The sequence below is a fragment of the Streptomyces sp. NPDC056486 genome, assembly GCF_042795295.1.
Classification (GTDB): domain Bacteria; phylum Actinomycetota; class Actinomycetes; order Streptomycetales; family Streptomycetaceae; genus Streptomyces.
Genome location: NZ_JBHTSF010000001.1, coordinates 110204 through 135816, shown reverse-complemented (window position 1 = coordinate 135816; position 25613 = coordinate 110204). Strand labels below are relative to the sequence as shown.

The 25613-nt window shown below is 67.9% G+C and carries 25 protein-coding genes and 1 pseudogene; 14 read left to right on the top strand and 12 right to left on the bottom strand.

What is annotated here, in order from left to right; genetic code table 11:
- The first annotated feature begins 53 nt into the window (after positions 1–53).
- Positions 54–869 (top strand): amino acid ABC transporter ATP-binding protein, encoded by an 816-nt coding sequence (locus ACFQ7F_RS00600; protein ID WP_383263917.1) that lies wholly within the window; start codon positions 54–56, stop codon positions 867–869.
- A gap of 625 nt (positions 870–1494) precedes the next feature.
- Positions 1495–2238, top strand: a complete 744-nt coding sequence (locus ACFQ7F_RS00595; RefSeq protein WP_383263915.1) for an integrase core domain-containing protein — start codon at positions 1495–1497, stop codon at positions 2236–2238.
- 145 nt (positions 2239–2383) lie between these two features.
- Here the strand turns inward: ACFQ7F_RS00595 and ACFQ7F_RS00590 are convergent, their stop codons facing one another.
- Positions 2384–2590 (bottom strand): EF-hand domain-containing protein, encoded by a 207-nt coding sequence (locus ACFQ7F_RS00590; protein ID WP_383264214.1) that lies wholly within the window; start codon positions 2588–2590, stop codon positions 2384–2386.
- A gap of 202 nt (positions 2591–2792) precedes the next feature.
- Positions 2793–3218, bottom strand: coding sequence for a pyridoxamine 5'-phosphate oxidase family protein (locus ACFQ7F_RS00585; protein ID WP_383263912.1), 426 nt, complete (start codon positions 3216–3218; stop codon positions 2793–2795).
- Between the two features lie 559 nt (positions 3219–3777).
- Here ACFQ7F_RS00585 and ACFQ7F_RS00580 point away from each other — a divergent pair.
- Complete coding sequence (locus tag ACFQ7F_RS00580; RefSeq protein WP_383263909.1) at positions 3778–4431, top strand: helix-turn-helix domain-containing protein; 654 nt, start codon at positions 3778–3780, stop codon at positions 4429–4431.
- Positions 4432–4539: 108 nt separating this feature from the next.
- Entirely contained in the window at positions 4540–4848 is a 309-nt protein-coding gene (locus ACFQ7F_RS00575; protein WP_383263906.1) for an integrase core domain-containing protein, read from the top strand.
- A gap of 65 nt (positions 4849–4913) precedes the next feature.
- Here the strand turns inward: ACFQ7F_RS00575 and ACFQ7F_RS00570 are convergent.
- Positions 4914–5378, bottom strand: a pseudogene (locus ACFQ7F_RS00570) (integrase); the annotation flags it as partial.
- Positions 5379–5657: 279 nt separating this feature from the next.
- Complete coding sequence (locus ACFQ7F_RS00565; RefSeq protein WP_383263904.1) at positions 5658–6491, bottom strand: hypothetical protein; 834 nt, start codon at positions 6489–6491, stop codon at positions 5658–5660.
- Positions 6492–7123: 632 nt separating this feature from the next.
- Between ACFQ7F_RS00565 and ACFQ7F_RS00560 the strand changes: the two genes are divergently transcribed.
- A complete protein-coding gene (locus ACFQ7F_RS00560) occupies positions 7124–7813 on the top strand; it encodes a hypothetical protein (RefSeq protein ID WP_383263901.1) in 690 nt (229 codons plus the stop codon).
- Between the two features lie 26 nt (positions 7814–7839).
- Here ACFQ7F_RS00560 and ACFQ7F_RS00555 read toward each other — a convergent pair whose 3' ends face one another.
- Positions 7840–8286: a hypothetical protein gene (locus tag ACFQ7F_RS00555; RefSeq protein ID WP_383263898.1), complete on the bottom strand. Its 447-nt coding sequence runs from the start codon at positions 8284–8286 to the stop codon at positions 7840–7842.
- Between ACFQ7F_RS00555 and ACFQ7F_RS00550 the strand changes: the two genes are divergently transcribed.
- The gene (locus ACFQ7F_RS00550) at positions 8279–8509 is read left to right on the top strand and encodes a hypothetical protein (protein WP_383263896.1); all 231 of its coding nucleotides are present in this window, start codon (positions 8279–8281) and stop codon (positions 8507–8509) included. The genes ACFQ7F_RS00555 and ACFQ7F_RS00550 overlap by 8 nt on opposite strands.
- Positions 8510–8745: 236 nt before the next feature.
- Here ACFQ7F_RS00550 and ACFQ7F_RS00545 read toward each other — a convergent pair whose 3' ends face one another.
- Both ACFQ7F_RS00545 and ACFQ7F_RS00540 read right to left on the bottom strand, forming a co-directional pair.
- Positions 8746–10881, bottom strand: a complete 2136-nt coding sequence (locus tag ACFQ7F_RS00545) for a PQQ-dependent sugar dehydrogenase (RefSeq protein WP_383263895.1) — start codon at positions 10879–10881, stop codon at positions 8746–8748.
- Positions 10882–11062: 181 nt separating this feature from the next.
- Entirely contained in the window at positions 11063–12004 is a 942-nt protein-coding gene (locus ACFQ7F_RS00540; protein WP_383263892.1) for a LamG-like jellyroll fold domain-containing protein, read from the bottom strand.
- Between the two features lie 528 nt (positions 12005–12532).
- On the opposite strand from ACFQ7F_RS00540, the gene ACFQ7F_RS00535 reads away from it, so the two are divergent.
- Complete coding sequence (locus tag ACFQ7F_RS00535; protein ID WP_383263890.1) at positions 12533–12775, top strand: hypothetical protein; 243 nt, start codon at positions 12533–12535, stop codon at positions 12773–12775.
- Between the two features lie 446 nt (positions 12776–13221).
- Here the strand turns inward: ACFQ7F_RS00535 and ACFQ7F_RS00530 are convergent, their stop codons facing one another.
- Entirely contained in the window at positions 13222–14502 is a 1281-nt protein-coding gene (locus ACFQ7F_RS00530) for an alpha/beta hydrolase (RefSeq protein WP_383263887.1), read from the bottom strand.
- Positions 14503–14586: 84 nt separating this feature from the next.
- Positions 14587–15282, bottom strand: coding sequence for an alpha/beta hydrolase (locus tag ACFQ7F_RS00525; RefSeq protein WP_383263884.1), 696 nt, complete (start codon positions 15280–15282; stop codon positions 14587–14589).
- Positions 15283–15975: 693 nt separating this feature from the next.
- Here ACFQ7F_RS00525 and ACFQ7F_RS00520 point away from each other — a divergent pair.
- Positions 15976–16347: a hypothetical protein gene (locus ACFQ7F_RS00520; RefSeq protein ID WP_383263881.1), complete on the top strand. Its 372-nt coding sequence runs from the start codon at positions 15976–15978 to the stop codon at positions 16345–16347.
- On the opposite strand, the gene ACFQ7F_RS00515 is transcribed toward ACFQ7F_RS00520, so the two are convergent.
- Both ACFQ7F_RS00515 and ACFQ7F_RS00510 read right to left on the bottom strand, forming a co-directional pair.
- Entirely contained in the window at positions 16297–16569 is a 273-nt protein-coding gene (locus ACFQ7F_RS00515) for a DUF6192 family protein (RefSeq protein ID WP_383263878.1), read from the bottom strand. The two genes, ACFQ7F_RS00520 and ACFQ7F_RS00515, sit on opposite strands and share 51 nt — an antisense overlap.
- Before the next feature lie 62 nt (positions 16570–16631).
- The gene (locus tag ACFQ7F_RS00510) at positions 16632–17228 is read right to left on the bottom strand and encodes a TetR/AcrR family transcriptional regulator (RefSeq protein WP_383263875.1); all 597 of its coding nucleotides are present in this window, start codon (positions 17226–17228) and stop codon (positions 16632–16634) included.
- 150 nt (positions 17229–17378) lie between these two features.
- Here ACFQ7F_RS00510 and ACFQ7F_RS00505 point away from each other — a divergent pair, with 150 nt between their 5' ends.
- The 6 genes from ACFQ7F_RS00505 to ACFQ7F_RS00480 are packed head-to-tail and all read left to right on the top strand — an operon-like array spanning position 17379 to position 24783.
- Positions 17379–18944 carry a class I adenylate-forming enzyme family protein gene (locus ACFQ7F_RS00505; protein WP_383263872.1) on the top strand — a complete coding sequence of 522 codons (1566 nt, stop codon included), beginning with the start codon at positions 17379–17381 and terminating at the stop codon, positions 18942–18944.
- A 29-nt stretch (positions 18945–18973) separates the two neighbouring features.
- On the top strand, positions 18974–20170 hold the full coding sequence (locus tag ACFQ7F_RS00500; protein ID WP_383263870.1) for an acyl-CoA dehydrogenase family protein: 1197 nt from the start codon (positions 18974–18976) through the stop codon (positions 20168–20170).
- Complete coding sequence (locus tag ACFQ7F_RS00495) at positions 20148–20891, top strand: aspartate/glutamate racemase family protein (protein WP_383263867.1); 744 nt, start codon at positions 20148–20150, stop codon at positions 20889–20891. Before ACFQ7F_RS00500 ends, ACFQ7F_RS00495 begins: the two co-directional genes overlap by 23 nt.
- A gap of 26 nt (positions 20892–20917) precedes the next feature.
- Complete coding sequence (locus ACFQ7F_RS00490) at positions 20918–22231, top strand: MFS transporter (RefSeq protein ID WP_383263864.1); 1314 nt, start codon at positions 20918–20920, stop codon at positions 22229–22231.
- Positions 22232–22247: 16 nt separating this feature from the next.
- Positions 22248–23492: an amidohydrolase family protein gene (locus ACFQ7F_RS00485; protein ID WP_383263861.1), complete on the top strand. Its 1245-nt coding sequence runs from the start codon at positions 22248–22250 to the stop codon at positions 23490–23492.
- 28 nt (positions 23493–23520) lie between these two features.
- A complete protein-coding gene (locus ACFQ7F_RS00480; protein ID WP_383263858.1) occupies positions 23521–24783 on the top strand; it encodes an amidohydrolase in 1263 nt (420 codons plus the stop codon).
- Positions 24784–24881: 98 nt separating this feature from the next.
- Here ACFQ7F_RS00480 and ACFQ7F_RS00475 read toward each other — a convergent pair whose 3' ends face one another.
- Positions 24882–25580 carry a TetR/AcrR family transcriptional regulator gene (locus ACFQ7F_RS00475; protein ID WP_383263856.1) on the bottom strand — a complete coding sequence of 233 codons (699 nt, stop codon included), beginning with the start codon at positions 25578–25580 and terminating at the stop codon, positions 24882–24884.
- Positions 25581–25613: the final 33 nt, after the last annotated feature.

Below are 25613 nucleotides of genomic sequence, written 5' to 3'. Positions count from 1 at the left end.
ATGAGCGGGACCACATCAACACCACCACAGGCAGTCACGGACAGGACGCAGACATGACGACGACCAGCAAGACCGATCCCGCCGCCGACGCCCCGGCCGCCGCGATCGACATCCGGGGTCTGCACAAGTCCTTCGGTGACCTGGAAGTCCTGCGGGGTGTGGACTTCACCATCCTGCCCGCCGAAGTGGTGTGCATCATCGGTCCGTCGGGCTCGGGTAAGTCGACACTGCTGCGCTGCGCAAACCTCCTCGAACAGCCCACGGCGGGAACAGTGTCCGTCGCCGGAACGGACATCACCGACCCGGACACGGACATCGACCAGGTGCGCCGCCGCATCGGAATGGTCTTCCAGCAGTTCAACCTCTTCGCGCATCTGAACGTGCTGGAGAACCTGACCATCGCTCAGCGCCGGGTACTTGGCCGCAGCAAGGTCGAGGCCGCGCGGGTGGCCCGGGAAAACCTGGCCCGGGTCGGACTCGTGGACAAGGAGAGCAGCTACCCGGCCAAGCTCTCCGGCGGCCAGCAACAGCGCGTGGCCATCGCCAGGGCCCTGTCCATGGGGCCGCAGCTCATGCTGTTCGACGAGCCGACCAGCGCGCTCGACCCGGAACTCGTGGGCGACGTACTGGCCGTCATGCGCTCCCTCGCAGACGAAGGCATGACCATGATGGTCGTCACCCACGAGATGGCCTTCGCCCGTGAAGTCGCCGACCGCGTCGTCTTCATGGACGACGGCGTGATCGTCGAGGAGGGCACCCCCGCCGAGGTCCTGGGCAGCCCCCGGCACCCGCGCACCCGCGCCTTCCTCGCGCGCGTGCTCGCACCCGCGGGCGGCAGCACGCCCGACGACTCCCCGGGCACCGACTGACCAGGCCGACCGGATGGCATGGGCGAGGTCCGGACGTGGCGATCCCGCGCTGCACCGGCAGAGCCTGCCCGGCTCCTCGGCAACGTCGAGACCCCGCGCCGAGCTCCGACTGCGGGCCTATCTCAACGCAGGGGTGCACCTCGCCGCCTGCTTGCCAGGCCGGTGTCGCCGCGGACGGACCGCTGCCTATGGCTGCCCTACTGACGGGTCAGTAGGGCAGCCCAACCCTGTGGGTGCCTGAAACTCGGCTACCGCTGCTGACCTCGGCCTTGCAATCGAGGCCAGGCGTGGCGAGATCCTGAGGCATGGCTCTGCGGCTGCTGTATCTGACCTTCCTGAAGGTCTTGGGGTGGATTGCGTTGCTGGCGCGATCGGGGGCTTCCAAGGATGCGGAGATACTCGTGCTGCGGCACCAGCTCGCTGTCCTGCGCCGTCAGGTTGGCCGACCACGGCTGTCATGGGCGGACCGGGCAGTGATCGCGGCACTTGTTCGACTGCTGCCCAAGGTCCTGCGAGGGCATCTGTTCGTCACCCCGGGCACGCTGCTGCGCCGGCACGCCGACCTGGTCAAGCGCCGCTGGACCTACAAACGCCGCGGACCAGGCAGACCACCAACCCGTCCACCGTGCGAGAGCTGGTACTGCGGATGGCCGCAGAAAACGCGCACTGGGGATACCGCAGGATCGCAGGCGAACTGGCCCGCCTGGGCCGCCCAGTCGGCGCCTCGACGGTATGGGCGATCCTGAGAAGGGCCGGGGTCGACCCGGTACCGCGCCGCTCGGGCCCGACCTGGGCACAGTTCCTGCGCAGCCAGGCCTCCGGGATCCTCGCGGTGGACTTCTTCCACGTGGACACCGTCCTGCTGCGGCGCCTGTACTGCATGGTGGCCATGGCGATCTCCACCCGGCAAGTGCACCTGATGGGCGTCACCACCCACCCGACCGGCAGTTGGGCAATCCAGCAGGCACGTGAGCTTGCCATGGCACTGGACGACCGCGTCGACCGATTTAGGGTTCTGATCCGGGCCAGGGACGCGAAGTTCACCGACGCCTTCGACGCCGTCCTCGCATCCGAGACCATCCAGGTACTGCTCATTCCTGTGCGGGCCCCGCGGGCGAACGCGTACATCGAGCGTTGGATCGGTGGATGTCGGCGGGAACTCCTCGACCGCACACTGATCGTCAACGAGCGACACCTGCGCAACGTGCTGGCCACGTACGAGAATCATTTCAATACCCATCGCCCACACCGCGCCCTACGCCAAGCAGCGCCCCTGCGGCCGCTCCCCGACCCGGTCGACCCGGACGGCAAGGTCATCCGTCGTGGTCTACTCGGTGGCGTGATCCACGAATACACGCAGGTCGCATAGGGCGACCGAGTTTCGGGCGCCTACAGGCTTCACGGAGTATCTGGCCCGTCTGCTCCACACCTCCCAAACCCCCGGCGCCCGCTGAGGCAGACGTGCCTGTGCCCCCGGATCAGCGGATCCGGGGGCACAGGGGGTGGCGTCGTGTTCAGAGCCCCATGGAGGCCCGGAACTCGTCGAACGAGACCTTCCGGTCACCGTCGCTGTCAATGGTGTCGATGAGGTCCTGCGCGGCCTCCGCGGTGATACCCGTGTCGCCGAGCTCCACGACGACCTGCCGGTACTCCTCGGCCGTCAACTGTCCGTCCCCGTCGACGTCGTACCGCTCGAAGACCTTCCGCGCCGCGGCTGTCATGTCGACCACTTGATCCCCATTTCCTTGCTGTTTCAAGACCGCCCCCACTCTAGGACCTCCAGGCACCCGCTCCTGTCCACGAACGGGGCCAGCGCTCTCTCCCGGAACAGCCCGAAGAAGCTTGGGTTCATCTAGAGCCTGACGTCGGGTTATCCGGGGCCTTGCTCGTCCCCGGACCTCCCCCTCAGGCGGCCGCGGCCTGTCAGATGCTGCCGAGGTCGGAAGAGATCCAGTGCTCAGGGCGGATAGTGATGACGACGCCTTCACCATGGTTCGCCTGGGCGAACTCGATGTAGCCGTCGACCTTCTCGGGCGGAAGGTAGCGCGAGGTCATCTCGGTCAGGTGCGCGCGTGTGGCGGGGACCGTGGAGATCACCGGGCCCTCGACGGACACGTAACGGACGGTCGGCTCGAGGCGTTCCACCATGAGCGTGAACCGGCCCGTCTTCTGGATGAGTTCATGCTTGCGTGAGCCCTTGGCGGTGTGGATCCAGATGTCGCCGCCGGGCGCGTACTGGTACCAGATCGGCACGGTCAGCGGCGCCCTCCCTTCGCCTGCGTCGACGGCCAGGGCCGCGATGTGCGGCTCGGCGAGGAACTGCTCGCGCTCTTCACGGGTAAGAGCCATGGAACTACTCCTTCGGAGGTGGATGCCACTGCGGTCACGTCGTCAGGCGGTTCGATCCAGCACTCCGCACAAGACGTTGGGCGGCGGTCCTATTCCGCCGTCGCCCAAGTCCGGACGCCGCTGAGCATGCGCCGACGCGCGCGACGTCGATACCGCTTCGCCCCGAACATCCTGCACGCCCCGCCCCTCCGACGCGTGCATGAACGTGCCCGCACGTGTGGGCACCCCGGGGCTACCACCAATTCGACGCCAACGAGCGCCGGCCGGACCACAGGCTCACGTACCGGGCCGCGCCCCGCTGCACACGAGCGTGGTCTCCGTCGGGCCGGGGAGAGGGTCAGATCCGCCCTGCACAGCTGACGTTCCCGCTGATCGTGGTATCAGCGGCGTACCGCGAGCTGGGGCGGGCAAGGCTGATCGCGACGGTCTCACTCAGCGAACCCTCGAGCCCGGCTTGTCGGCACTGTGGATTCGCCACCCCCTGAAGGGTGTCTTAACTCCGCATGGGCCTTGATCTGGTGCTTCGGTGAGGCCTGCGGACCCGGCATGCTCGCCTCTTATGGCTCTGCGACTGCTGTACATGTTCCTCTGCCAGATGCTCGGCTGGCTCGTTCTCTGCGGCCGGTCCAGTCGATCCAAGGACGCAGAGATACTCGTGCTCAGGCACGAGGTCGCCGTGCTGCACCGTCACGCCCCGCGCCCTCGACTGTCGTGGGCCGACCGCGCGATCCTGTCCGCCATGACCCGGCGCCTGCCCGCACTGCTGCGCCGGCGACGACTGGTCACCCCCGCCACCCTCCTGGCCTGGCACCGCCGTCTGGTGCGCCGCAAGTGGCGACAGCCGCCGGCCAGGCCGGGCCGTCCACCGTTGGCCGATGACCTCACCACGCTGATCCTGCGCCTGGCGAAGGACAATCCGACCCGGGGCTACATCAGGATCCAGGGCGAACTGCGCCGCCTGGGCCATCGCGTCGCGGCAGCGACCATCCGCCGGGTCCTGCGCCGCAACAAGATCCCACCCGCGTCGGTCCGCGCCACCGAGCAGAGTTGGCGCGCCTTCCTGCACACCCAGGCCAACACGCTACTGGCAACCGACTCCTTCCACATAGACTGCACGATCACCCTCAAGCGCTTGTACGTCTTCTTCGTCATGGAGACTGGCACCAGGACCGTCTACGTCCTCGGTGTCACCGCACATCCCACGGGAGACTGAATAACCCAGCAGGCCCGCAACCTTTACCTGCAGCTCAAGGACCGAGCACGCCTGTTCCGCATTCTCATCAGGGACCGCGACTCGAAGTTCACCGCCGCCTTCGACGCGGTGTTCACCAGCAACAGCACTCAGGTCCTGAAGACCGCACCGCAGGCACCGAAGATGAACGCCTTCGCGGAACGGTGGGTGCGCACGGCCCGGAGCGAGTGCACCAACCGGATGCTGATCTTCGGCGAAAGGCACCTGCGCACCGTGCTGGGCCAATACACGAGGCACTACAACACAGGTAGGGCTCATCGAAGTCTGAAGCTACGAGCGCCAGGAGACAACCCCACCATCGCCCCCTTCCCCGCAGACCGCATCCGACGCCGAAAGATCCTGGGCGGACTCCTCAACGAGTACCACCCAGCCTCCTGACGAACCATCACCCAAGAGCCACTAACACCCAGCCACAGCACATACGAGGGTTTTGACACCTTTCAGGGGTCGATGCCGGCGGCGTGCAGGATTTCCCAGACCGTGGAGGGCGCGATCGCATAGCCCAGGCCGCCGAGTTCGCCCTGGATCCGGCGGTGGCCCCACGTGCTGTTCTCCCGAGCCTGGCGCAGGATGAGCTGCTTGATGACGGCTGCGGTGGCGGGTCTGCCTGGACGGCGCGACTGTGCGAAGGCCCACTTGCGAACCACGAGCCGACGGTGCCAACGCAACAGTGTGGTGGGGGTAACCGCGAAGACTTGCCGTCAACGGCCGCGAGGAATGAGCCGGGAGAGTGCGGCGAGCCAGATCCGGTCGGCCGGCTCGTAGCGGACCCGGGCGATCTGCCGGCGCAGCACCGCGTTCTCATGTCGTAGCGCCAGCACTTCCGCATCCTTGGCCACGCGGCTACGCAGCACGGCAACGGGCACTCCGACCAGATTCCAGACCGCGCGGCGGCGTCCGGCAACCATCGCAGTTTCCCTCCATTTCAGGCCGGTGTGGGAGACGTTGTGGTGTTCTGCATGACACGCAGCGCGACCTGACATGCAGCTCACGCGCGGTGATCAGCCGCTTGAACCGCGGATACGCCGTCCGCTCGATCAAGGTCACGCCCCACCCAACCTACGTGCCACAAGCCGTTGTCGCTCCAACGACCTCAGGCCAGGGCTCCGAAACCTCAGACACCCCCGACCTCACCGTTGTGGCTCTTAACCTCACCTTGGCTGAACCCCCCTAGCCAGCCGTCACTCCTATAGGCAGGCGGCTACCCCATCGTTTCCGCCGGCGCTGAAGGCGTTGATGCGCTGATTGGCGTCGCCGTGGTCCTGCGAGTCGGTCCACGGGGTGTCGTCGGCCAGCTCCGTGAGCGCCTGCCCCAGCTCGTCCGAGTCGCCGTCTTCGAACTGCAGGTCGTCGGAGCCAAAGAGGGTCGCTCCCGCCAGACAGTCGGCCTGGAGTTCCGCCGCCTCGCTGGCCAGTCCGTCCACCCGGTTCTGTACGGCATGTGCCCATTCATGAGCGATCACCAGGTAGATCCAGGCGTCTCCCTTCTCGTAGCCCCTGCTCATCAACGCGGCATCCCACGCGATGAAGTCATCGACCGTGCAGTAGAAGGCATTGTCGGCTACGGCCGGTTGGCCACCGCAGCTAGGAGACTCGGCGGTACCGGGTGTGTACGTCCCGAACACCGTCGGCGACGCATAGGTACCGGTGAAGTGGGCGTTCCAGTGCTCGCTCCAGAAGCTGTCCACTACGGAGACGGCGTCCTCGGCTTCGGCCTCCCAGCCCCTGTCCGGTGTCTGCCCGCCATCGGCAGGGATCTCCGCGGACTCCGCGGGCTCGAACGACTCTGTCTCCTCCGAGCCACCATCAGGGTCTCCACCCACGTCGCCCCCTGCGGTGCCGGTGTCTTCCTGCCCTTCTTCCGGACTGCTCTTGTTCTGCGCCGGTGCGGTGTCACTGCGCGCCGGGGCGCCGGTCGGCTCAGCGCTGCCGCCGTTTCCGCATCCCCCCGCGAGGAGAGCCGCAGAAGCGACCAGGGCAAGGGGCCAACTGCGGTGCGGCCTACATCGTTTGCGGTTCATCTAGGTCTCCGTTCCCCGGCCCAAGCCATCTGCCTCCGCTCGGCCAGTCTGCTCGCTGCCCTAAGATCGAGGTGCGGGTTCAGGTGAAGGCGACGGCTGCGAGAGCCGTTGAGGCTGACACGCCGATGGCCGGCCACCACAGCCAGCGGCGACGACCGCCACGGCTGTGGCCGCGGAGAGCAGCAGTGAACGGCGGCCCGCCTGCCCGGCAAGGTCCAGTGACAGTTCTGTTCGGCCCGGACAACCCCCACTATCCTCAGGGTTGTCCCAGCGCGTCAGCGGACAACTCCGGTGCAGGGCCACCGTTCTCAAGGAAACCTGGGACGTTCCGCGTGGGGCACGGACTACTCAGGAGCCGGGGCCATCGAGCGGACCCGGCGAAGCCCCTGATCATGCCTGCCGAGTTGATCGCGCCGATGCCCGCATGGCTCGACTCCCTGTGCCGCTGGCCGAATTGGACGGAGAGGGGCACCAGCAACTTCACGCACAAAACGCGACCCCGCATCTCATAAAGTGATCAGTGGAGGCACGTTCCTTCAATAGAAAATATAGACACTTAGCAAGCGACTCCCCTTTCGGCCTTGAAGGGCCTAATCTTGGACTGCATCCAAGGGGAGATCTTCGGGGGAGCTATGGCCAATGCTTCAGACGGTGCGCCACAGGGGCAACGGGGCGCCTTCAGTAGAGCCTGGTCAGAGCATCCGGCAACGATGCTGGCGGCTGTCATCGGCGCACTCGCAGTCCTGGTAGCCGCACTTTTCCCTCTTCTCACCAAAGAAGAATCCGATGTAAATAACGCAACCGCCGGGTCTGGCGATACGATCCCCGCGTCACCTCCTGATTCCTCCAGCGATCCCCAGACGGAACCAACAGCTGATCGGACGAACTCAACTGCAGCTGAGTCGCCGGCCAAGTCGCCACCGCCCTCAGCAGCCAAGCCGCGCTGGAAGGGACCGATCAAAATTCCCGTAAACCTCAATTCCGTTTCTGGTACGGGAGCTGAGCTTGATGATGATGAACCGGGAAACCTCGTCGGCATCGATGATGACTTGCGGGGAGACTACTCGACGACTCCAGCAGTATTGGTGATGACGGGACGCGCTGCGGAAGTAGGTAAGCCTCTGGAAAAGATCACCAAAGAGATATGCGAACAAAGAATTCCCGTCAAACCCAGCGACCCGAAAGGAATCACGGCCTACCGTACGGGAACGTATTGCTTCGCCACATCCGAAGGGGATGTCGCAGCATTTGCGGTGACATCGACGCCGAGCATTCAAGATATTCCCAGCGAACTTACGATTCAGGTGGTCTTGTGGGAATAGCACCACTTGAGGAGCTCGCAATAGGATCATGAGCGGGTCTTCTTGTGGCGTCGCCAGCAGACAAGGGCGACGGCCAACGAGACGAAGGCGTCGTGGAGTTCGGTTCGGCGTCCCCAGAGGACAGCGAGGCGCTTGAACTGATGGAGCAGGGCAAAGGTCTGCTCCAGGACGAGGTAGCTCGCGGCGCAGGCGCGGATGTCCCACGAGCGTTCCGAGGCCCCTGGGGTTGGAGGTGGTCTCGGCTGCGCGGCCCTGCGCCCGCCAGACCCCCAGCACCCCCAGCACCCCCAGGCGGCATATCGGCGCACGGCGCCGACGGCGACCATGTACAGGCCAAGGACCGCGGTCCGCATCAGCACCGCGAGATCCTGCGCGCAGGCCCGCACGATCGCCGCATGGGCCAGGCCGCCCATCAGCACCAGCGTGATCAGGATCAGCAGTTTCAACCCGTACGCGGAAAGATTCGTGCGCACCGCCCGTGCGGAGTGCACCGACCGCATTCTTGTCCACGACGAGCAGCATCCGCGCCGCGTCCTCGACCGCTACACCGCGCACTACAACACCGGCCGAGCCCACCGGACACTGCAACTTCGCGCCCCACTCGACGACCCGAACATCCTCCCCTCCCCCGCCCACCGAATCCGACGCTGCAAGATCCTCGGCGGACTCCTCAACGAGCACCACCCAGCGGCCTGACGCAACATCAGCCTCTCGCAAGAAAGGAGCAGGTCAACACCTATACGGGGGTTATGGAACCCCGCAGGCGGGCTACGCTTTGGGTTGCCCGGTAGTCGGCTGGGGAACGGGCGGCGGACCGGAACGGCGATCGCCACCAACGCCGAGGGAACGCCGCATTGTCATGAGTTGCGTGACAGTGCCGACGGCCGACGCGGGAGACCCCGTCGGCCGCGGACTGCCACCACACATGGCTGCTACGACTTCCCGGAGACCTTCAGCCCACGGATCCTGCCGGCGTTGTCGAACGAACCGAAGCCGATCCGCCCGTCGCCCGGTCGCGTGCTCACCGCTGTCATCAAGGGGTACGACGAGCCGTCCAGGTACACGGCCGTCTCCCCGGTGTCCCCGCAGCGCACCACTCTGACCTGGTGCCAGGCCGCGTCGCTGATCGCGGGCGGGGCGCCAGTGGTGCCGTCCCACTGGTCCTCCACCCGCAGCCGGTCGGCGTCGTCCACCGTGAAGACGCCGTTGTGCGGATAGATGGAGTTGTCCTGTGAGAGATGCGCGTAGCCGAACCTGGTGTCCGACTCATGGCCGAAGATGACGATCACGTCCCGATTGTCGATGTCGGTCGGCGTATCGATGCGGACTTCGGCGTCGATGCGGACATTGCGGTAAGTGGGGCCGGTGGTGAGCACTGCGTACTCGTAGGGGCGGCGAGGTCCGGGCCGCTCGACGCCCGGCTCGGTCATCACCGCCTGGCGGCCCTTGAACTGCCACTTGGACGGGGTGACGGGCGCCCAGTTCTTCGCGCCCATCACGTCGGTGAGGGTGGTCCCGTCGGTGTCGCAGCTCGCGAACGTGCGCGTCCCTGTCACCTTCCAGATCTTGCCGTTGGCCTTGGAGAGGATGTACAACTCGCCCTTCGCGTCCTGCCCGAACCGCAGGTCGACCCGCTTGTCACCGGCGAGTTCCTGCATGGAGACGCGCTTGCCGGACTTCGCGTCATAGACCATGAGGCTGTACATCTGCGCCAGGCGCTGTTCGGCACCCGGCTTCGCTCGGCGCATGTCGGCGGCATCCGTGTAGAGGAGACGGCCGTCGACGATGTCGCCGAGAACGTACTTGCCCCGCAGCCCGTGCAGGTCGTGGCCGCGGTAGACGTAGCCGCCGGAGATGCCGCGGCCCACGTCGGACTTGCAGTTCCAGTTGGCCGGCGGATCGTGGTCGTAGGCGGCGACCGGGTAGGTGTAGCCGTACTTCGCGTCATCGGCGGGTAGCGGAAGGATCTTGGCGCACGGGTCGGTGGCCTTCTTGTCGAAGACGAAGGCGCCCTCGCGTTCGCTCCAGCCGTAGTTGTCGCCGGCCCGCACTTCGTAGACGGACTCGATGGCGTGCTCGCCGACGTGGGAGAGGAACATGCGGTGGCTGCCGCGCGTGTCCCAGCTGAAGCGGTGCGGGTCGCGCATGCCGATCGCGTAGGTCTCCCCGAGGGTGCCGGGCTCGCCGGCGAACGGGTTGGCGGGCGGGATGCCGTACTTGCCGTTCGCGCTGTCGTGGCCGCGCGGGTCGATGCGCAGGAGCTTGCCGTGCGGGAGGGCCCGGTTTTGCGGGTCGCCGGTGGTGGAGCCCTTGCCGCCGTCACCGACCGCGATGTAGAGCAGTCCGTGGTCCGCGTCGCCGGGCTTGGCAGTCGGGTTGAAGTCGATCTGTTGGATGCCGTGGACCTGGCCGTTGAAGCCGATGCGGAGCAGCTCTCGGTGGGTGCCGGAGAAGACGGGGGCGCTCGGGTCGTCGGCCGTCCACTCGGTGACGATGCCGTGGAACCCGTTTCCGCTGGGCTGGCTGAAGTCCGGCTTGGCTTCGGTCAGTTCGGGCTTCTCGGTGTGGACCGTGTAGAAGCGGCCGTTATGCCGGAAATCCGGGTCGAAGGTGACGTAGCCGAAGCCGGTGCCCAGGCCCCGGCTGGCGTAGAAGGCAGCGGAGAACTCCTTGTACAGGTCCAGGTAGGGGCGCTGCCCGGAGCCGTCTTTCTTTAGGGAGTACAGGGTGCCGTTCTGGTCCGCGACGGCCAGGCGGCCGGACCCGCCGGGGAACGGGGTCAGGTAGTTGATCCGGTTGTGCCGGATGAGACGGCTGTCCTCGACCGGGCCCGGGCGCGGCTCGGACTTCGGGAGCTGGGCGAACTCCTGGACCTCGAGGCCGAGACCGGAGGTGACCGGCTTGCCGGGGATGGGGTCGGTGACAGCGGCCGCCGCGGCGTCGGCGGCGGGCGCTTCGACCGCGCCCGCCGGTGCCGCGGTGAGCACTGCGGCGAGCAGGGAGCCGGTGAGGACTTGGACCAGGAGGGATCTCTTACGGAGCCGGACGTGCGGGGCCGACGGGGACAAGGGGGCTCCCTTCGTGTGGCGTGCCCAGGAGGTGCGTTCGGAGTGTTCGGGCGGCGTGCGCAGGACACGTGTTCAGGACGTGTGCACTTGGACGTGTGCACTGGACGCAGACTCTGGACGCGGGCTCTGGACATGGGTCCCTCGGACAAGTGGGTCCGGGAAGCACGTCAAGCACGTGAACTCAGGACGCGGGTTGCCCACCGGTGCGGCGATACTCGGCCCTCACCTGGCCCGGGGTGGCGGCGCGGTCCAGGAACAGCAGGTCGTCCATGCGGCAGTTGCAGGGGTTGGCTTCGCGGGTGTTCTGCGGGAAACTCCCGCCGATTTTGATGCCTCGCGGGTCGGTCGGTGAGGCGAAGTCGGGTTCCGGCTCTCCGGCAAGAGCCCACGGATCGTCGTCGCGTACGTAACTGCCGGCCAGCGCACGGCCGTTGCGGTACAGCGCCATCTCACCCGTGTCGAAGTCGAAGGTCGCGGCCAGGTGGACCCACTTGCCGTCCGGCAGATGGGTACGCCAGTCCCCGTACGCGGCAAAGGTCTGGGACGCGGAGCCGTCCAGGCGGCGTCCGAGCGCAACAAGGCGCAACTCACCGTCCACATCGATCAGTTCCAGGAGAGCCCGCACGTCGTGCCCGTTCGAGTCCCCGGTCAGGACGCCCGCGAGACCGATGGCGTTGTAGAGGTCGGAGGCGTCGGCCGAACCTGAATTCGGGCTCGGGTTCTGCCCGGTGGTACGGAACCAGCCCATAACAGTGGCCTGGCGGGCTCCGTTGAACGCGTGCAGCGAGGCCGCGCCGTCCGAGTCGTACACGCCCGCCTTCCAGTCGTCGTTCCCCGCCGCGTCCGGACTCACCTGCCGGGTCCGCAGGACGTGCCCACGCCGAGGATCGGCGTCGCGCACGCGCATCGCGGCGCCGCCGTTGACGAGCGACAGGCTGGTGCCGGACGGGCCCACGTCACGTTCGCGCCCGGCGTCCACGGGGTCCGGATGCTCGAAGTCGTAGCCCGCGACCAGACTTCCGCGGATGCCTGCCCCAGCGACTGTGGACCGGTCGTCCGGCGCGGACGCACCGCCGGACGGAGTGACGAACGCGGCGGTGAGGAGAGCGGCCGCGGCGGCCATCACGGCAGGCCATAACCTTGACCGTGCAGATCTGCGCCGATACGACGGCATGGCGGTGCCAGGCGTCATGTCCCCTCCAGAGGGCAAGCACTGAAAGCGCTTCCTGTCATGTCTGCTGCAACGTACAAACATCGGGCGGGGGCGACAAGAGTGCGTACGCCGATTGCCGTGCCGCTCTCGCGGGAAGCATGTGGGTGCCCGGAACTCGGCTAACCCCGCTGACTTGGCCCTGCGGTCGAGGTCAGGCGTGGCGAGATCCTGGGGCATGGCTCTGCGACTGCTGTAACTGTCCTTCTTGAAGGTCTTGGGCTGGCTTGCGTTCGTCACTCTGGGCACGCTGCTGCGCTGGCACTCCCACCTGGTCAAGCGCCGCTGGACCTACAGACGGCGAGGACCAGGCCGACCGCCTGCTGCGCCTGCCGTGCGGGAGCTGGTACTGCGGATGGCCACGGAGAACCCACACTGGGGATAGCGCAGGATCGCAGGCGAACCGGCCCGCGCCGGTCCTCCAGTTGGCGCCTCCACGGTATGGGCGATCCTGAAAAGAGCCGGGATCGATCCGGCACCCCGCCGCTCGGGCCCGCCCTGGGCGCAGCACAGTTCCTACGCAGCCAGGCCTCCGGGATCCTCGCGGTGGACTTCTTCCACGTGGACACCGTGTTGCTGCGGCGCCTGTACTGCATGGTGGCCATGGAAATCTCCACCCGCCGAGTACGCCTCCTGGGCGTCACCGCCCCCGACCGGCAGTTGGGCAGTCCAGCAGGCGCGTGAGCTTCACATGGCACTGGACGATCGCACTGATCACCAACGAACGGCACCTGCGCAACGTACTGCCACATACGAAACACACTTCAATACCCATCGCCGACACCGCGCCCTCTGCGGAGCAGCACCATTGCGGCCACTCCCCGACCCGTCCGACCCGGATGGCAAGGCAATCCGTCATGATCTACTCAGTGGCGTAATCCATGAATACACGCGCATCGCATAGGGTGTCTGAGTTTCGGGCACCCACAGGCATGTTCCGAGCGGCGCCCCGCCCCGCATACCCAAAGGGACGGCCGGTGTGTGGTGGACAAGCCGGTTCCCGTCGCACGCATGCGGGGTGCACCGGAGTTCGGACACTTACGTGGTTGCCGCCCCGTACACGAGGCGAGGAAATGTCCTGCGGACCGGCGGCGTGCGAACGGAGAACCCTTTACGCAGACGGCTGCCGTTCAGGGAGCAGCGGTGGTGACGTCCACATCCGTGATGGCCGCGTCGGGATGCCGCACCCCCGTCAGTACCTGGTCCTGCCCGGTGTCGCCGAGGAGGTAGCGGCGGAAGAAGGCACCGAGGTACGTGGTGGCGACATGGCGCTGCTGCGGCTCGGTCAGCTGCTTGGCCGGCGCCGCACCCTCACGGTCAGTGCACAGCCCTGGGTGTCCTTCCACCGGCGTGGCGTCGTCGGAGGCCGCGACCTGACGGCTCTGAGGCGACCACTGCGTGTTGAAGTAGTTGTGGTTCGCCCCGTGGATCGCGAACCGATAGAAGCCGCTCCGGTTCCCCTTGGCCGCGTCGGCCGCGAACGAGAGTGCCTCACCGCCAACCTGTCCGTCGCATGTTCCCCGGAAGGTGGCGAAGGGGGTCTTGGTGATCGTGTAGTTGGACATGTCCTCCGTCATCACGTTGTAGGCGGGCGCCACAGCGGCCACCGCCTTGACCTCTACACCCTTGGGCCACTGCCCTCGATGCCTGTCGGCCGCCTGCCAGGTGACCCCGGCACCTGCCCTGGAATGCCCCATGATCCCCACGTTGGCCATGTCCACGTGGTGGGCGAAGCCGACGCGTCGCGCCGCTCCGGTCGCCGGGTCGGCGAACTTCCCAGCGAGCTCACCCTTGCCCTTGGAGCTGAGCTCCTGCCACATGCGCAGATGCCGGTTGATGAGATCCGCGCGCGCGGCAGCATTGTCATCACCCCACACGGAGGAGGCGTTGATGCCGTTGGCGCCGACCGAGACCACGACAAATCCCTGGGCGGCCAACCTGCGGCCCAGGTAGTCGTATCCGCGCTCGCTGGGCAGTGCGGGTGTTCCCGACGCGCACGGCCAGGCGGACAGCTTGGCATTGGCAGCTTCATACGCGGCGTCGTCACCATCGTGCTCGGCAGCTGTGCGGGCTGCGTCTGCCTTCCGGTCGGCGCAGGTGTCGTGCAAGCCGTGCAGCATCACGATCAGTGGATGCCGTCCCGTGCTCAGGTCGGCGGGGTAGTGCACCACCCCGGTCAGCTCGCCCGGTTGACCGGTCTGTGGCAGGCGCCAGGCCTCATTGCCCAGGTCGTAGCGAACCGTCCTGGTGACCCCGGACGAAGGTCCCGCGTTCCGTCCCGTCGCCTCGGTCGGTGCCGCGGCACCGGTTGCGGCCGTATACGTGAAGGCTGCCGCCGCGGCGGACAGCACCGCCGCCGACAGGCCCAGCAGACGAGCCGAAGTCCTCGTGCGTTTGTGTCGCTTCATCATGTCTCTCTCGGTGAGTACAGGGGCCGGCGCGGACCGTCCGGTCCCGCTCGTGGCTGTTGCCCGGGGTGAAGGTGAAGGCCGTCCTCAGCGGGCGGCGGCGTAGGAGTCCACCACGAACTGGATGACCCGGTCCTGCAACGTGACCCCTGAAGCACCTGCTCGCCTGATCATGTCCGTTCCGTGGAAACCGCTCTTGTCGATGACCAGTTCCTTCTTGCGGGAGACGGAGGCCGCATAGACCTCACGAACCTGCTTCTCCACCGCGCCCTCCATGTCGCCGGGCGACACCACGAGAAGCGTCGGAACGCTCAGCTTCCTCACCGCCGCCACGGCGTCCGCCCCGATGCACCGGGCAGGCGAGGACATCATCAACAGGCCCGTCACCCGCAAGGGCGTGTCAACCCCGGCGACCGCTGCCGTCGTCCCCCCGCACGACGCCCCCGCCAGGAACACCCTCTTCGCGCCGACACGTCGCAGTTCCGCCAGTCCGGCACGGGCATCTCGGTCAATGTGCTCGTTGACGGCCGTTTTCTGGGACGCACCGTGATTGCGGTACTCGGGGATCACCACGTGATAGCCACGCTTCGCCAGCTGCCGTCCGATGTCGACGAACGAGCAGATGCTGTAGCCCTGCTCGTGATCCAGAAGAACACCGTCGGGCCCATCCCCCAGGACCAGCGCCGACAGATGCACCCCGTCGCTGGTCGTCAGCGTGGTGGCTTTGCTCCTCAGATCCTTGGGCACGCACGTGTTGACGCGATGCCCCCGCGCCGTGCGCACCGTGCGGTCGGGAGAGCTCGGCTCGTACGAGACCGGCTCATGATCCGGCGGTGCCGCGGGAGCACTGCTCCGTGGCCCGGAGGGCGTCGGCGCGGCGGACGTCGCAGCTTCCGCTTTCGGGTCATGCCCGGACCCGCCGGCCGGGCTCGCGCAGCCCGACACCAGGCCCAGGCACACCAACGCGGCGGCGGCAGCTCTGACTTTCAGCACAGTCTTCCTCAGGTCTCACATCCGACGGCGACGTGTCCTGCGCATGCCGGACACGCACGTCCGCACCGGATCGGAACATGCCTTACGCCTTGACAGACGTGCGGACCTGCCCGAGGTTGCAGGCCGCGACGATCAATGTTCCGGAAGCGGGAGACGGGCGGGCCACGCCACAGCCGCACACCCGCACCGCGCGGTGAACTGCAACCTGTCGGCGCCCCGCACGTCCTTCCCAGTAGAGGGCGCCCCCCTTGAAAGCCCTGAACCGCTCGATTCACGCCCTAGGTTGACGCATATGCCAGAAATAGCCTGCGGGGGAAACCCTCCGTGGCGGCATCCGCCCGACGTCCCCACGGCGCCCCAGACCGGATGTCGGCCGACACACACAGCGTCAGGACGTCACCACCCCGCCCGTGGGGAAAAGGCGCTGATGGCTGCCGTTTCCGCCTGGGCCGGCTGTCCGGCACAGCGTCGGAAGAAATCGACATGCTGTACCGCCACCGCAGGCTCGACCTCGTGCGCCTGGCCGTCCTCCTGGTCGACGACATCCCCACAGCCGAGGACGTCGTCCAGGAAGCCTTCGCAGCCCTCTCCCGACGACACGGCAACGCGCTCGACCACATCGCCGACCCCGGAGCCCGCGCGCGGATGGTCATCCACCCCGCACTGCGCAAGGCCGCGGTAGTCCTTCTGACCGCAGCCCTGGCAGCAGTCCTCCTCGTGCTGCCACGGCTCCTCTCTCGGGACGACCCATCAGCCCCCGCCGACACTCCCCCACCCGCAAGGCCGAGCAGCAGCACGTCACCTTCACCCGCCTCCTCCCCATCGGACGAGACACCTGGACCTGTCGCACCGTAGAGCAGCCGCGGCCGGGACTGCGGCTGTCTGCCTCACTCTCTCCAGGGTATGGATCGCGTTGATCTTCTCCTGGGGCGAGACGCGTTGGGCGACCTGGTGGCCGACTCGTCGGTTGGCCTGGCCGGGCGGCGTCCGCGGTGAATCGCTCGTCCTCGTCCTCGGTGTGCGCCAGGGGCCTATGGATCGCTTTTTGTTCACCGCTTCCCGCAGCTGGCGCGACATGCGCCGACGACCGCCCCTCAACTACTTGCCCGATTGGCCTGACCGGTCTGGTCGCCCCTTGATCAGACCGGCGCGTTGAATCCAGTGGCCCAATAGCGGCCGTGGAGTCCCAGGTCGAGCAGCATCCGCACCACTTCCTCGACCGGCAGGGGCGGTACCTCCTGTTCCGTCCACCACCGCAGTACGGCGACCTGTTCTCCTACCCAGACACGGGCGAGCAGGTCGGGGTCGATGCGGGGCGTGACCTCGTTGCGCTCGGCCCGGTCGCGGAATTCATCGGCCGTGGCGCGGGCCAGGGCGTCCGTGAAGGTCTGGAGCGGCTTTCCGTCGCCTTCGCCGCGCAGCACGATCCGGTAGACGTCGCGCCGCTCGCGGGCGTGGCGGAGCATTTCCAGGACGGGTTTGCCGGTGAAGCCGACGTAGCTGTCGGAGACGACGGGCCGCAGCCGCTCGGTGAGTTCCTCCAGCAGGTCGGCGGTGACCCGGGCGAACAGGTCCTCCCGGTCGCGGAAGTGACTGTAGAAGGTGGCGCGGCCCACGTCGGCACGCTCGGTGATGTCTTCCACGGTCAGCGAACTGAACCCGCGCTCAAGAACCAGAGCCACCAATGCGTCGCTCAGGTTCCGGCGTGTTCTCCGTGTGCGCCGGTCCTCGGCCATGCAGCCCCCTCGAGTCTCCTGCTGTCCGTCTTGAGCTCTTGAGTCTACTTCAGTCTTGACAGGCGATCGCTTACTGAACAAGCTGTCTCTAAATGTTCATCATGCCTCACATCAGGGGCATGCACCCTGCTCGGCTTCTGGAGAACGTCCATGAACCTCGGCATCTATCTCGCCCGCAGTGCCCGCTACTGGCCGGGCCAGGAGGCGCTCGTCTGCGGGAAGCGGTCCTGGACCTATGCGCAGCTCGGTGAGGCCGCCCATCGCCTGGCGTCCGCGCTCCTTGCCCGCGGGCTGCGCCCCGGTGACGCCGTCGCCTCGTTGGCCTGGAACCGCGGTGAGCTGGTGGAGGTCGAGTTCGCGCTCTACAAGGCCGGTTTGATGCGCGCGCCGATCAACGCCCGGCTGGGGCGCGGGGAGATCGCCCATGTCCTTCGCTACGCCCCGGTACGTGTCCTGATCTTCGATGCCGCGCATCGGGAGGACGCCCTCGCTGCGATCGCCGAGGCGGGCACGGACTGCTTGCCCGTAGAGCTCGACGGCGCACCGGATGCCGGTACGGCGAGCCTGTCCTACACCGGGCTGCTCGCCGAGGGAGGCGATGCCCCGGTCGCCGTCGAGGTCGGTGAGGACGATCCGTGCGTTCTGAACTTCACCTCGGGCTCGACCGGTGCGCTCAAGGCCGCCGTGCAGACCTTCGGCAACCGCCTTGCCAACATGCGCAAGCTGCTGATGAGCGACGAGTCGAGGCCAGGACCCGGTACCCGCTACCTCGCCTGCGGCCCCATCACCCACGCCACCGGCATGGGCCTGCTCGCCGGTGTGTTCGGCGGCTCCACCACGCACATCCTGCCGACCTGGAGCGCCGAGGCGTTCCTGGACACAGTGGAGAAGGAACGGATCACCACCACGTTCCTGGTGCCCGCCATGCTCAACATGGTGCTTGCCCAACCGGGCGTGGCAGGGCGGGACTTGTCCAGCCTCACCAGCGTCCGGATAGGCGGAGCGCCCATCTCGCCGCAGCGGCTGCGCGATGCCGTGGCACTGTTCGGTCCTGTGGTCGCCCAGGGGTACGGGCTCGGGGAGACCACCAGCGTCGTCGCCGGTCTTACGAGCCAGGACATCGCACGCGCCGTCGCCGACGACCCGGAGCTGCTGCAGTCGTGCGGCCGCGCTTCGTACGACACCGAGATCCGCGTCGTGGACGAGGACGGCCATGAGCGCGCGCCGCGCGAGGTCGGCGAGGTCATCGTGCGCGGCCCCGACTGCGTACGGGAGTACTGGCAGGACCCGGAGCTGTCCGCTGCGACCTTCCGCGACGGCTGGGTGCACACCGGTGACCTGGCGTGGATGCGCGAGGACGGTTTCCTGTTCCTCGTCGACCGCATGAAAGACATGATCATCTCGGGGGGCTTCAACATCTACTGCACCGAGGTCGAGGCCGCCCTCTACGAACACCCGGCCGTGCGGGAAGCCTGCGTCGTCGGTGTGCCCGACGAGCAGTGGGGCGAAGCGGTAAAAGCCGTGATCGTGCCGCGCGAGCAGGGCGCGGCCACCGAGGCCGAGCTGATCGAGTTCTGCGCCGAGCGCCTGGACCGCCTCAAGAAGCCCCGCTCGGTCGACTTCACCGACGAACTGCCTCACAACCGCAACGGAAAGCTCGACCGCAAGGCCGTGCGCGAACCGTTCTGGGCCGACGCCACCCGACGCGTCAACTGACCCCCCGCCCCGGAACGAGGAGAGAAACCATGACCTTTTCCCTGCGCCCCACCTACCAGGACCCGCGCCTGGCCGACCTCGTCGACCAGCTGCGCACGTACCTGGACGGCGAGCTGGCCGACTACGAACACGAACGAGGCATCACCCCGGCCACCCGCCTTACCCGCGCCGACCTCGAACCCGTCTGGCAGCGCAGCCGCGAACTCGGCTTCTACGGCATCCACCTCGCCAAGGAGCACGGCGGCCAAGAGCTCACGTACACCGAACTCGCCGCGCTCAAGGAGGAGATCGGTGCGAGCGGCCGGGTCCTCGGCCACAGCGTGCTCGGCGACATGGGCGGCCCGCTGCGCGCGGGCGACATCCTCAAGCACGCCACCGACCACCAACTGACCACCTACTTCCTGCCCGTGATCCGCGGCGAGCGCGCCTGTTGCTTCTCGCTCACCGAGACCGACGCGGGCTCCGACGTGCGCTCCATGCGTACGACAGCCGTCCGCGACGGCGACGGCTACCGGCTCACCGGGCACAAGGTGTTCTCATCGGCCGGGCCGTTCGCGGACTTCGCCATCGTGGTGGCCCGCATGGCGGGGACCGGTGAACAGGCGGGCGACAAGCCGCGGTTCTCCGCCTTCCTCGTCGACCTCGACAGCCCCGGCTGCCGCGTCGAGGACGGCGCGACCCCGATGTCCGGCGAACACATCGAGAGCGACATCGTCCTGGACGACTGCCACGTCCCCGCCGCCAACCTCCTGGGCGAGGAGGGCAAGGGCATGCGCATCGCGCTCGGCCGCGTCACCACCAACCGGCTGCTGCACTGCCCCACCGCCCTGGGCGCCGCCCGCCGCGCAATCGACCTCACCCTGGACCGCACCCGGCACCGCAAAGTCGCGGGCGGACAGCCCCTGCTCGCCCTTCAGGCCATCCAGCACAAGGTCGCCGACATGGCCACGGAGTTCTACGCGGCGCGCTCCATGACGTACGCGGCCCTCGCGGCGCTCGACCGCGGCGAGGACGTGCGCACCGAGGCCTTCATGTGCAAGCTCTTCGTCGCCGAGTCCGCCTTCCGCATCCTCGACGAGGCCGTCCAGATCCACGGCAAGGAGGGCCTGACGCAGGGCAACGAGATCGAGTTCCTCTTCCGCAAGATCCGTATGTTCCGCATCCTGACCGGCACATCCGAGATCCAGCGCAACGGCATAGCCCATGGCCTGGCATTCCTCGGCTGAACCGGCGCGCCCGCCCGCCGTGACCCGCTGGAAACCCATCGGCGTGATCGGCGGCCTCGGGCCGTTGGCCTGCGCCCGCTTCTACTCCCGCCTGGTCGAACTCACGGACGCGGACTCGGACGACGCGCACCCCGAGGTGATTCTGCTGTCGAGCCCGGCCGTTCCCAGCCGCCTCGACCACCTCCTGCGCGGCGGGCCGAGCCCGGTTCCGGCACTGCGGAAGGTGGCCCGTCGTCTCCAGGCGGCGGGGGCCGAGCTGATCGCCCTGCCCTCGCTCACCTCGCAGACCTACCGGTACGAGATCGCGACGGCAGTCGACATCCCCGTCGTCGACATGCTCACCGCCCTCAGCAGCCGGCTGCACGCCGCTGGTGTGCGCCGCCCGGCACTTGCCGTGACCGACGGCACGCGCCGGGTGGGACACCTGCACCGTGCGCTGACCGCTGAGGGCCTCGATCCCGTCCTTCCCGGCCCTGGAGATCAGGAACGTATCCAAGGGTGCGTGGACCTGGTCAAGTCAGGGCAGGTCGTCGCGGCGCGCGAGCTGTTCCGGTCGGTCGTCGGCGCGTCCTGGGCCTCCTCGGCAGGCGATGCGTTCGTCATCGGCTGTACGGACCTGTCGGACCTGTCCCCGCTCGCGGAGGAACTGCCGCCCCATACCCATGACATCGGTGCCATCTACGCACGCGCCGTCCTGTCGGACGCCCGCCCCAGCCGGTAGCGGCCGCACTCATTGAGAGGGACCTCATGACAGCGGATACAGCACGCGGCCCCCGCGGAAAGAACCTGACGCTCCTGACGGCGTCCACGGCGATGGACAACGCCGAAAGCAGCGTGACCACCGTCCTCTTCCCCCTCATGCGCGACGCGATGGGCCTCACCTCATCGGCGCTCGGCACCCTGGTGGCCGTGGCCAAGGTGGTGGGGATGTTCGCGGGCATCCCGTGGGTGCTGCTGGCCCGCAAGTTCCGGCGCAAGGTCGTGCTGGCCGTATGCTCCGGCTTCTGGGGCATCTGGATCATCCTGGCCGCCATGGCAGGCGACTTCACGCAGTTCGTGGTGCTCTACGGCATCGCGGCCGCCGGATTCGCCGGGGCCGGACCCATCGCCCTGGAAATTCTCGGCGACCTCTACGAGGACAACCGCCGTGGCCGGGTGACGGGCCTGCTGTATGGCGGCGTCGCCCTCATCGCAGGGGTGAGCGCGCCGCTGTTCGGCCGCCTCTCCGGTCTGGAGAACGGATGGCGGTACGGCTATCTGGCCTCGGGCGTGATGTGCCTGATCGTGGGCGTGCTCATCCTGGTGTTCCTGGACGACCCGCGGCCGGCCGCACCACAGCAGCTCACCGCGGCGGTGGCCATCGAGGACAAGGCCCGCACCGTGCGCAGCGGACTGCGGGAACTGGCCGGTATCCAGACCTTCCGGCTCATCCTCTTGCAACGGCTGTGTTCGGGCCAGAACGTCATGATGAGTTTCGGCGTGGTCTTCCTGGTCGAGGAGCGCGGCTTCTCGACGGCCACCGCGTCGGTCGTCGCGCTCCCGTTCTCGCTCGGGTATCTGGGCGGAACTCTCGTGGGCGGACGCGTCAACGACCGTCTGCATCAGCTGCGGCCGCTGAGCGGCCGGGTCGTCATGCTCCAGATCAGCCAGCTGGCCTTCGCGGGTGTCGCGCTGATCTGTATCCAGGCGGCCTGGCACAGCATCGGGTTCTTCGTCCTGGTCTTCGCCTTCCTCGGCTTCCTGCAAGGACAGGTCCCCGTCGTCAACCGGCCGCTGATCATGGCCGTGGTCCGTCCCGAGCTGCGGGCCCTCGCCTTCGCCGTGTCGGTCTCGACCGTCGAAGCCTTCGCGTACGCCGGCTACGCGCTCCTGACCGGCTTCCTGGGCGATGCCCTCGGTCTGCAGAACGCATTGCTCATCGTGACGGTGCTGCTGACAGCCTTCAACGGCCTTGCCTCGGCAGCCTTGTACCGGCCCTACGCACGTGACAGCGCCGCCCTCCTCGAGATGTCGCGGGAAGGCTCCCCTGACCTCGGCCCCCCTCTCAGCACCACAAAATGAAGGAAATACCGCCAGCATGAACGACTCCACATCCAGCGCCCTCATCGTCCGCAACGGCCCCCTCATCGACGGCACCGGCGCCACCCCCGTCGCCGACGGAGCGGTCCACATCGTCGACGGCCGCATCACCTGGGCCGGTCCCGCCGCCGCTGAGCCTCCGGCACCACAGGGGGCCCGTGCGATCGATGCCCGAGGTGGCACCATCCTGCCCGGCTTCATCGACTGCCACGTACACCTCGCGGCGCCCGGCGGCGAAATGAGCCGCGTCCAGCTTGCCGCGATGCCCGCCTCCCTGCGCACCCACCTGACCACACCTCGTCTGCGAGACACCCTGCTGTCCGGGGTCACCACCGCACGCGACCTTGCAGGGCTCGACGCCGGCTTCAAACAGGCAGTTGACCGCGGTCTGGTCTCCGGACCGCGCCTGCTCGTCGCCGTGGCGATGATGTCGCCCACCGGCGGCCATGGCGACTTCCGTATGCCCACGGACAACGGCCCCACCGAGCCCTCGGTCAGCCGCCTCGCCGACGGCACCGCGCAATGCGCACGCGAGGCCAGGAACCTGCTGAGGCAAGGCGCCGACCTGATCAAGATCGCGGCCTCGGGCGGCGTAGGCAGTCCCACCGACCAGCCGGACGACGAAGGCTTCACCGAGGCGGAGATCCGCACCGTCGTCGAGGTGGCACGCGGCCACCGCGGCAAGCGGGTCGCCGCCCACGCACAGGGGCGCGGCGGGATCCTCAACGCGTTGCGCGCCGGGGTCGACAGCATCGAGCACGGCTACGAGATCGACGACGAGATCATCGACCTCATGCTCGCCCTGGGCACCTTCCTCGTACCGACCCTGTCCACCGCCACCACAAGCTTCGACCCGGCCGTCACCCCCGCGTGGACCGTGGCCAAGAAGGAGCAGTGGCAGGCGCGCGCGCTCGCCGGGATTCCGCGCGCCATCGAGCGCGGCGTGAAGATCGCGATGGGCACGGACTGCGGCATCTCCGCCCACGGCAACAACCTGCGGGAACTGGGGCACCTCGTCGACTGCGGCATGTCGCCCATGAACGCGATCCTCGCGGGCACGTCGGTGGCCGCCCAACTCCTCGGCCTGACAGCCGACATCGGCTCCCTCGAGACCGGCAAGCGCGCCGACGTCGTCATCGCGTCCTGCGACCCACTCGCCGACATCCACAAGCTGGGGGATGCCGCGAACATCTCCGTGGTCATCAAGGACGGCTCGCTCTACAAGAACACCCTCGAGAACTGAGCCTGCAACCGGACAGGAGAGCCCCACCATGACCCTGACAACCTCTGTGGACGCGACGGCACATACCCTCGCCGCAGACCACGACCGCCACGCCATCCGCGCGCTCTATGAGGATCTGCACCGCCACCCCGAGCTCGCGCACGCCGAATACACCACTGCCGCCCGCGCCGCGAAGGAGCTGCGGTCCTTCGGTATCGACGTGACGGAGAACGTCGGCGGGACCGGGGTGATCGGAGTGCTGGAGAACGGTCCCGGCCGGACCGTACTGATCCGCGCGGACATGGACGCGCTGCCTGTCCAGGAGTCGACCGGACTGGCATATGCGTCCCGCGTCGACGGGGTCATGCACGCGTGTGGCCACGATATGCACACCGCGATGCTGGTGGGCGCCGCCCAAGCCCTCGCGCGCGGGCGCCGTCACTGGAGCGGGACGGTCGTCTTCGTACTTCAGCCGGCCGAAGAGACCGGGACCGGAGCCCTCGCGATGCGCGCGGACGGTCTGCTGGAGCGGTTCCCTCGCCCAGACGTACTGCTCGCCCAGCACGTCAGCGCCGGACCGGTGGGCCTGGTGGCCCATGTCGAAGGCCCGGTACTGGCGGCCTCGACCTCCATCGACATCGTCATTCACGGACGCGGCGGCCACGGGTCACGCCCCGACACCACCATCGACCCCATCGTCATCGGCGCCGCCGTAGTCGGCCGGGTGCAGTCGATCGTCGCGCGCGAGATCGCCCCGCGCCAGAGCGCCGTCGTCACCGTGGGACGGTTCCAGGCGGGCACGGCCAGCAACGTCATCCCCGCGAAAGCGGAGCTAGGGCTGACCGTGCGCTCCACCTCGGGCGAGCTCCAGGATCAAATCGTGACGGCCATCCGTCGCATCGTGACCGGTGAGTGCGCGGCGGCGGGCACCCTCGCCGAGCCGGAGATCCGCATCGTGAAGTCCATACCTGCGACGGTCAACGACACCGACACGGCCCGCCGCATCGCGCAAACACACCGAGAGATGTTCGGCGCCGCGCACATCATCGACCCCGGACCGGCCATGGGCAGCGAAGACTTCTCTGAACTCGCCGTCCGCCCCGACGGCACGTCAATTCCTTACCACTACTGGTTCCTGCCCTCCACCACGGCCGCAGTGTGGGACGCGGCTCCTGGTGCGTCCCCGCTGGAGAAGTTCGCGCAGGTGCCCAGCGCCCACAGCCCGCACTTCACCCCCGACCCCACGGTCCTCGACCAAGGCGTCGCCGCCATGACCGGCGCGGCGCTGACCGAACTCAACCAGCCGACGTAGCGCAGGCCCGGCGATCTGCCGTTGAGGCAGCCTTCGCCAGGCCACCGCGCGTGGTCTGATCCGGAACCTCGGGGTGCTGCGCAGCGATGTCGACCGCGTCATGATCCGAGCAACGCATCGAGCCCTGCGGCGAGTTGCTCCGTTCCGCCCTGCACGTCCAGAGAAATGGCGGTGGCCCGGAGCCGCGGGAACTCCTGCACGGGCATGCGGTGCAGGCCGAGCCGGAAGGCCGGGTCCGGTTCGCCGGGTTCGTCGTCCATGGCCCGCAGTTCGACGAGGAGGTAGCCGAGCAGCCACGCCGTGAACGCCCGGTGGACCTGCACCATGCGGCGGTCGCCGAGACCGGCGTCGTGGAGCAGGGCCAGGAGGCGCTCGTCGCTGCGCAGCACGGCCGCGGGCCGGCGGGCCAGCGGGGTGGACAGCTGGCGGGTGGCGAGCAGCGGGACCATGTTCGGGTGCCGCAGGGCGACGCGGTAGGTGGCGAGCGCGATGCGGTGCAACTCGCCCCGCCAGTCGTCGGCTTCGGGCTTCGCGGCCAGATCACTCTCCAACTCCTGGCAGAACGCCTCGACCAGGCCGTCGAGGAGAGCCCCCTTGCTGGACGCGTACCGGTACAGGGCCATCGCCTCCACGCCCAGTTCCGCGCCGAGCTTGCGCATGCTCAGGCCGGAGAGCCCGTCGCGGTCGACGACATCCAAGGCTGCGGCCAGAACTCGCTCCCGGCTGAGGCGTCCGTAGCGCCCCCGATCGCTGGCCCGGCGCCCCTCGTTCCCGCCCGCCTCTCTCCCTTTCGGCATGTCCGCCGCCTCCGCCTCTCTGGCCCCTTGACC

Coding starts and splice junctions, on each gene's coding strand:
- ACFQ7F_RS00600 (WP_383263917.1), top strand. CDS start 54: ATGACGACGACCAGCAAGACCGATCCCGCCGCCGACGCCCCGGCCGCC.
- ACFQ7F_RS00590 (WP_383264214.1), bottom strand. CDS start 2,590: ATGACAGCCGCGGCGCGGAAGGTCTTCGAGCGGTACGACGTCGACGGG.
- ACFQ7F_RS00585 (WP_383263912.1), bottom strand. CDS start 3,218: ATGGCTCTTACCCGTGAAGAGCGCGAGCAGTTCCTCGCCGAGCCGCAC.
- ACFQ7F_RS00580 (WP_383263909.1), top strand. CDS start 3,778: ATGGCTCTGCGACTGCTGTACATGTTCCTCTGCCAGATGCTCGGCTGG.
- ACFQ7F_RS00565 (WP_383263904.1), bottom strand. CDS start 6,491: ATGAACCGCAAACGATGTAGGCCGCACCGCAGTTGGCCCCTTGCCCTG.
- ACFQ7F_RS00560 (WP_383263901.1), top strand. CDS start 7,124: ATGGCCAATGCTTCAGACGGTGCGCCACAGGGGCAACGGGGCGCCTTC.
- ACFQ7F_RS00540 (WP_383263892.1), bottom strand. CDS start 12,004: ATGGCCGCCGCGGCCGCTCTCCTCACCGCCGCGTTCGTCACTCCGTCC.
- ACFQ7F_RS00535 (WP_383263890.1), top strand. CDS start 12,533: ATGGGCGATCCTGAAAAGAGCCGGGATCGATCCGGCACCCCGCCGCTC.
- ACFQ7F_RS00530 (WP_383263887.1), bottom strand. CDS start 14,502: ATGATGAAGCGACACAAACGCACGAGGACTTCGGCTCGTCTGCTGGGC.
- ACFQ7F_RS00520 (WP_383263881.1), top strand. CDS start 15,976: ATGCTGTACCGCCACCGCAGGCTCGACCTCGTGCGCCTGGCCGTCCTC.
- ACFQ7F_RS00515 (WP_383263878.1), bottom strand. CDS start 16,569: ATGTCGCGCCAGCTGCGGGAAGCGGTGAACAAAAAGCGATCCATAGGC.
- ACFQ7F_RS00510 (WP_383263875.1), bottom strand. CDS start 17,228: ATGGCCGAGGACCGGCGCACACGGAGAACACGCCGGAACCTGAGCGAC.
- ACFQ7F_RS00505 (WP_383263872.1), top strand. CDS start 17,379: ATGAACCTCGGCATCTATCTCGCCCGCAGTGCCCGCTACTGGCCGGGC.
- ACFQ7F_RS00500 (WP_383263870.1), top strand. CDS start 18,974: ATGACCTTTTCCCTGCGCCCCACCTACCAGGACCCGCGCCTGGCCGAC.
- ACFQ7F_RS00495 (WP_383263867.1), top strand. CDS start 20,148: ATGGCCTGGCATTCCTCGGCTGAACCGGCGCGCCCGCCCGCCGTGACC.
- ACFQ7F_RS00490 (WP_383263864.1), top strand. CDS start 20,918: ATGACAGCGGATACAGCACGCGGCCCCCGCGGAAAGAACCTGACGCTC.
- ACFQ7F_RS00485 (WP_383263861.1), top strand. CDS start 22,248: ATGAACGACTCCACATCCAGCGCCCTCATCGTCCGCAACGGCCCCCTC.
- ACFQ7F_RS00480 (WP_383263858.1), top strand. CDS start 23,521: ATGACCCTGACAACCTCTGTGGACGCGACGGCACATACCCTCGCCGCA.
- ACFQ7F_RS00475 (WP_383263856.1), bottom strand. CDS start 25,580: ATGCCGAAAGGGAGAGAGGCGGGCGGGAACGAGGGGCGCCGGGCCAGC.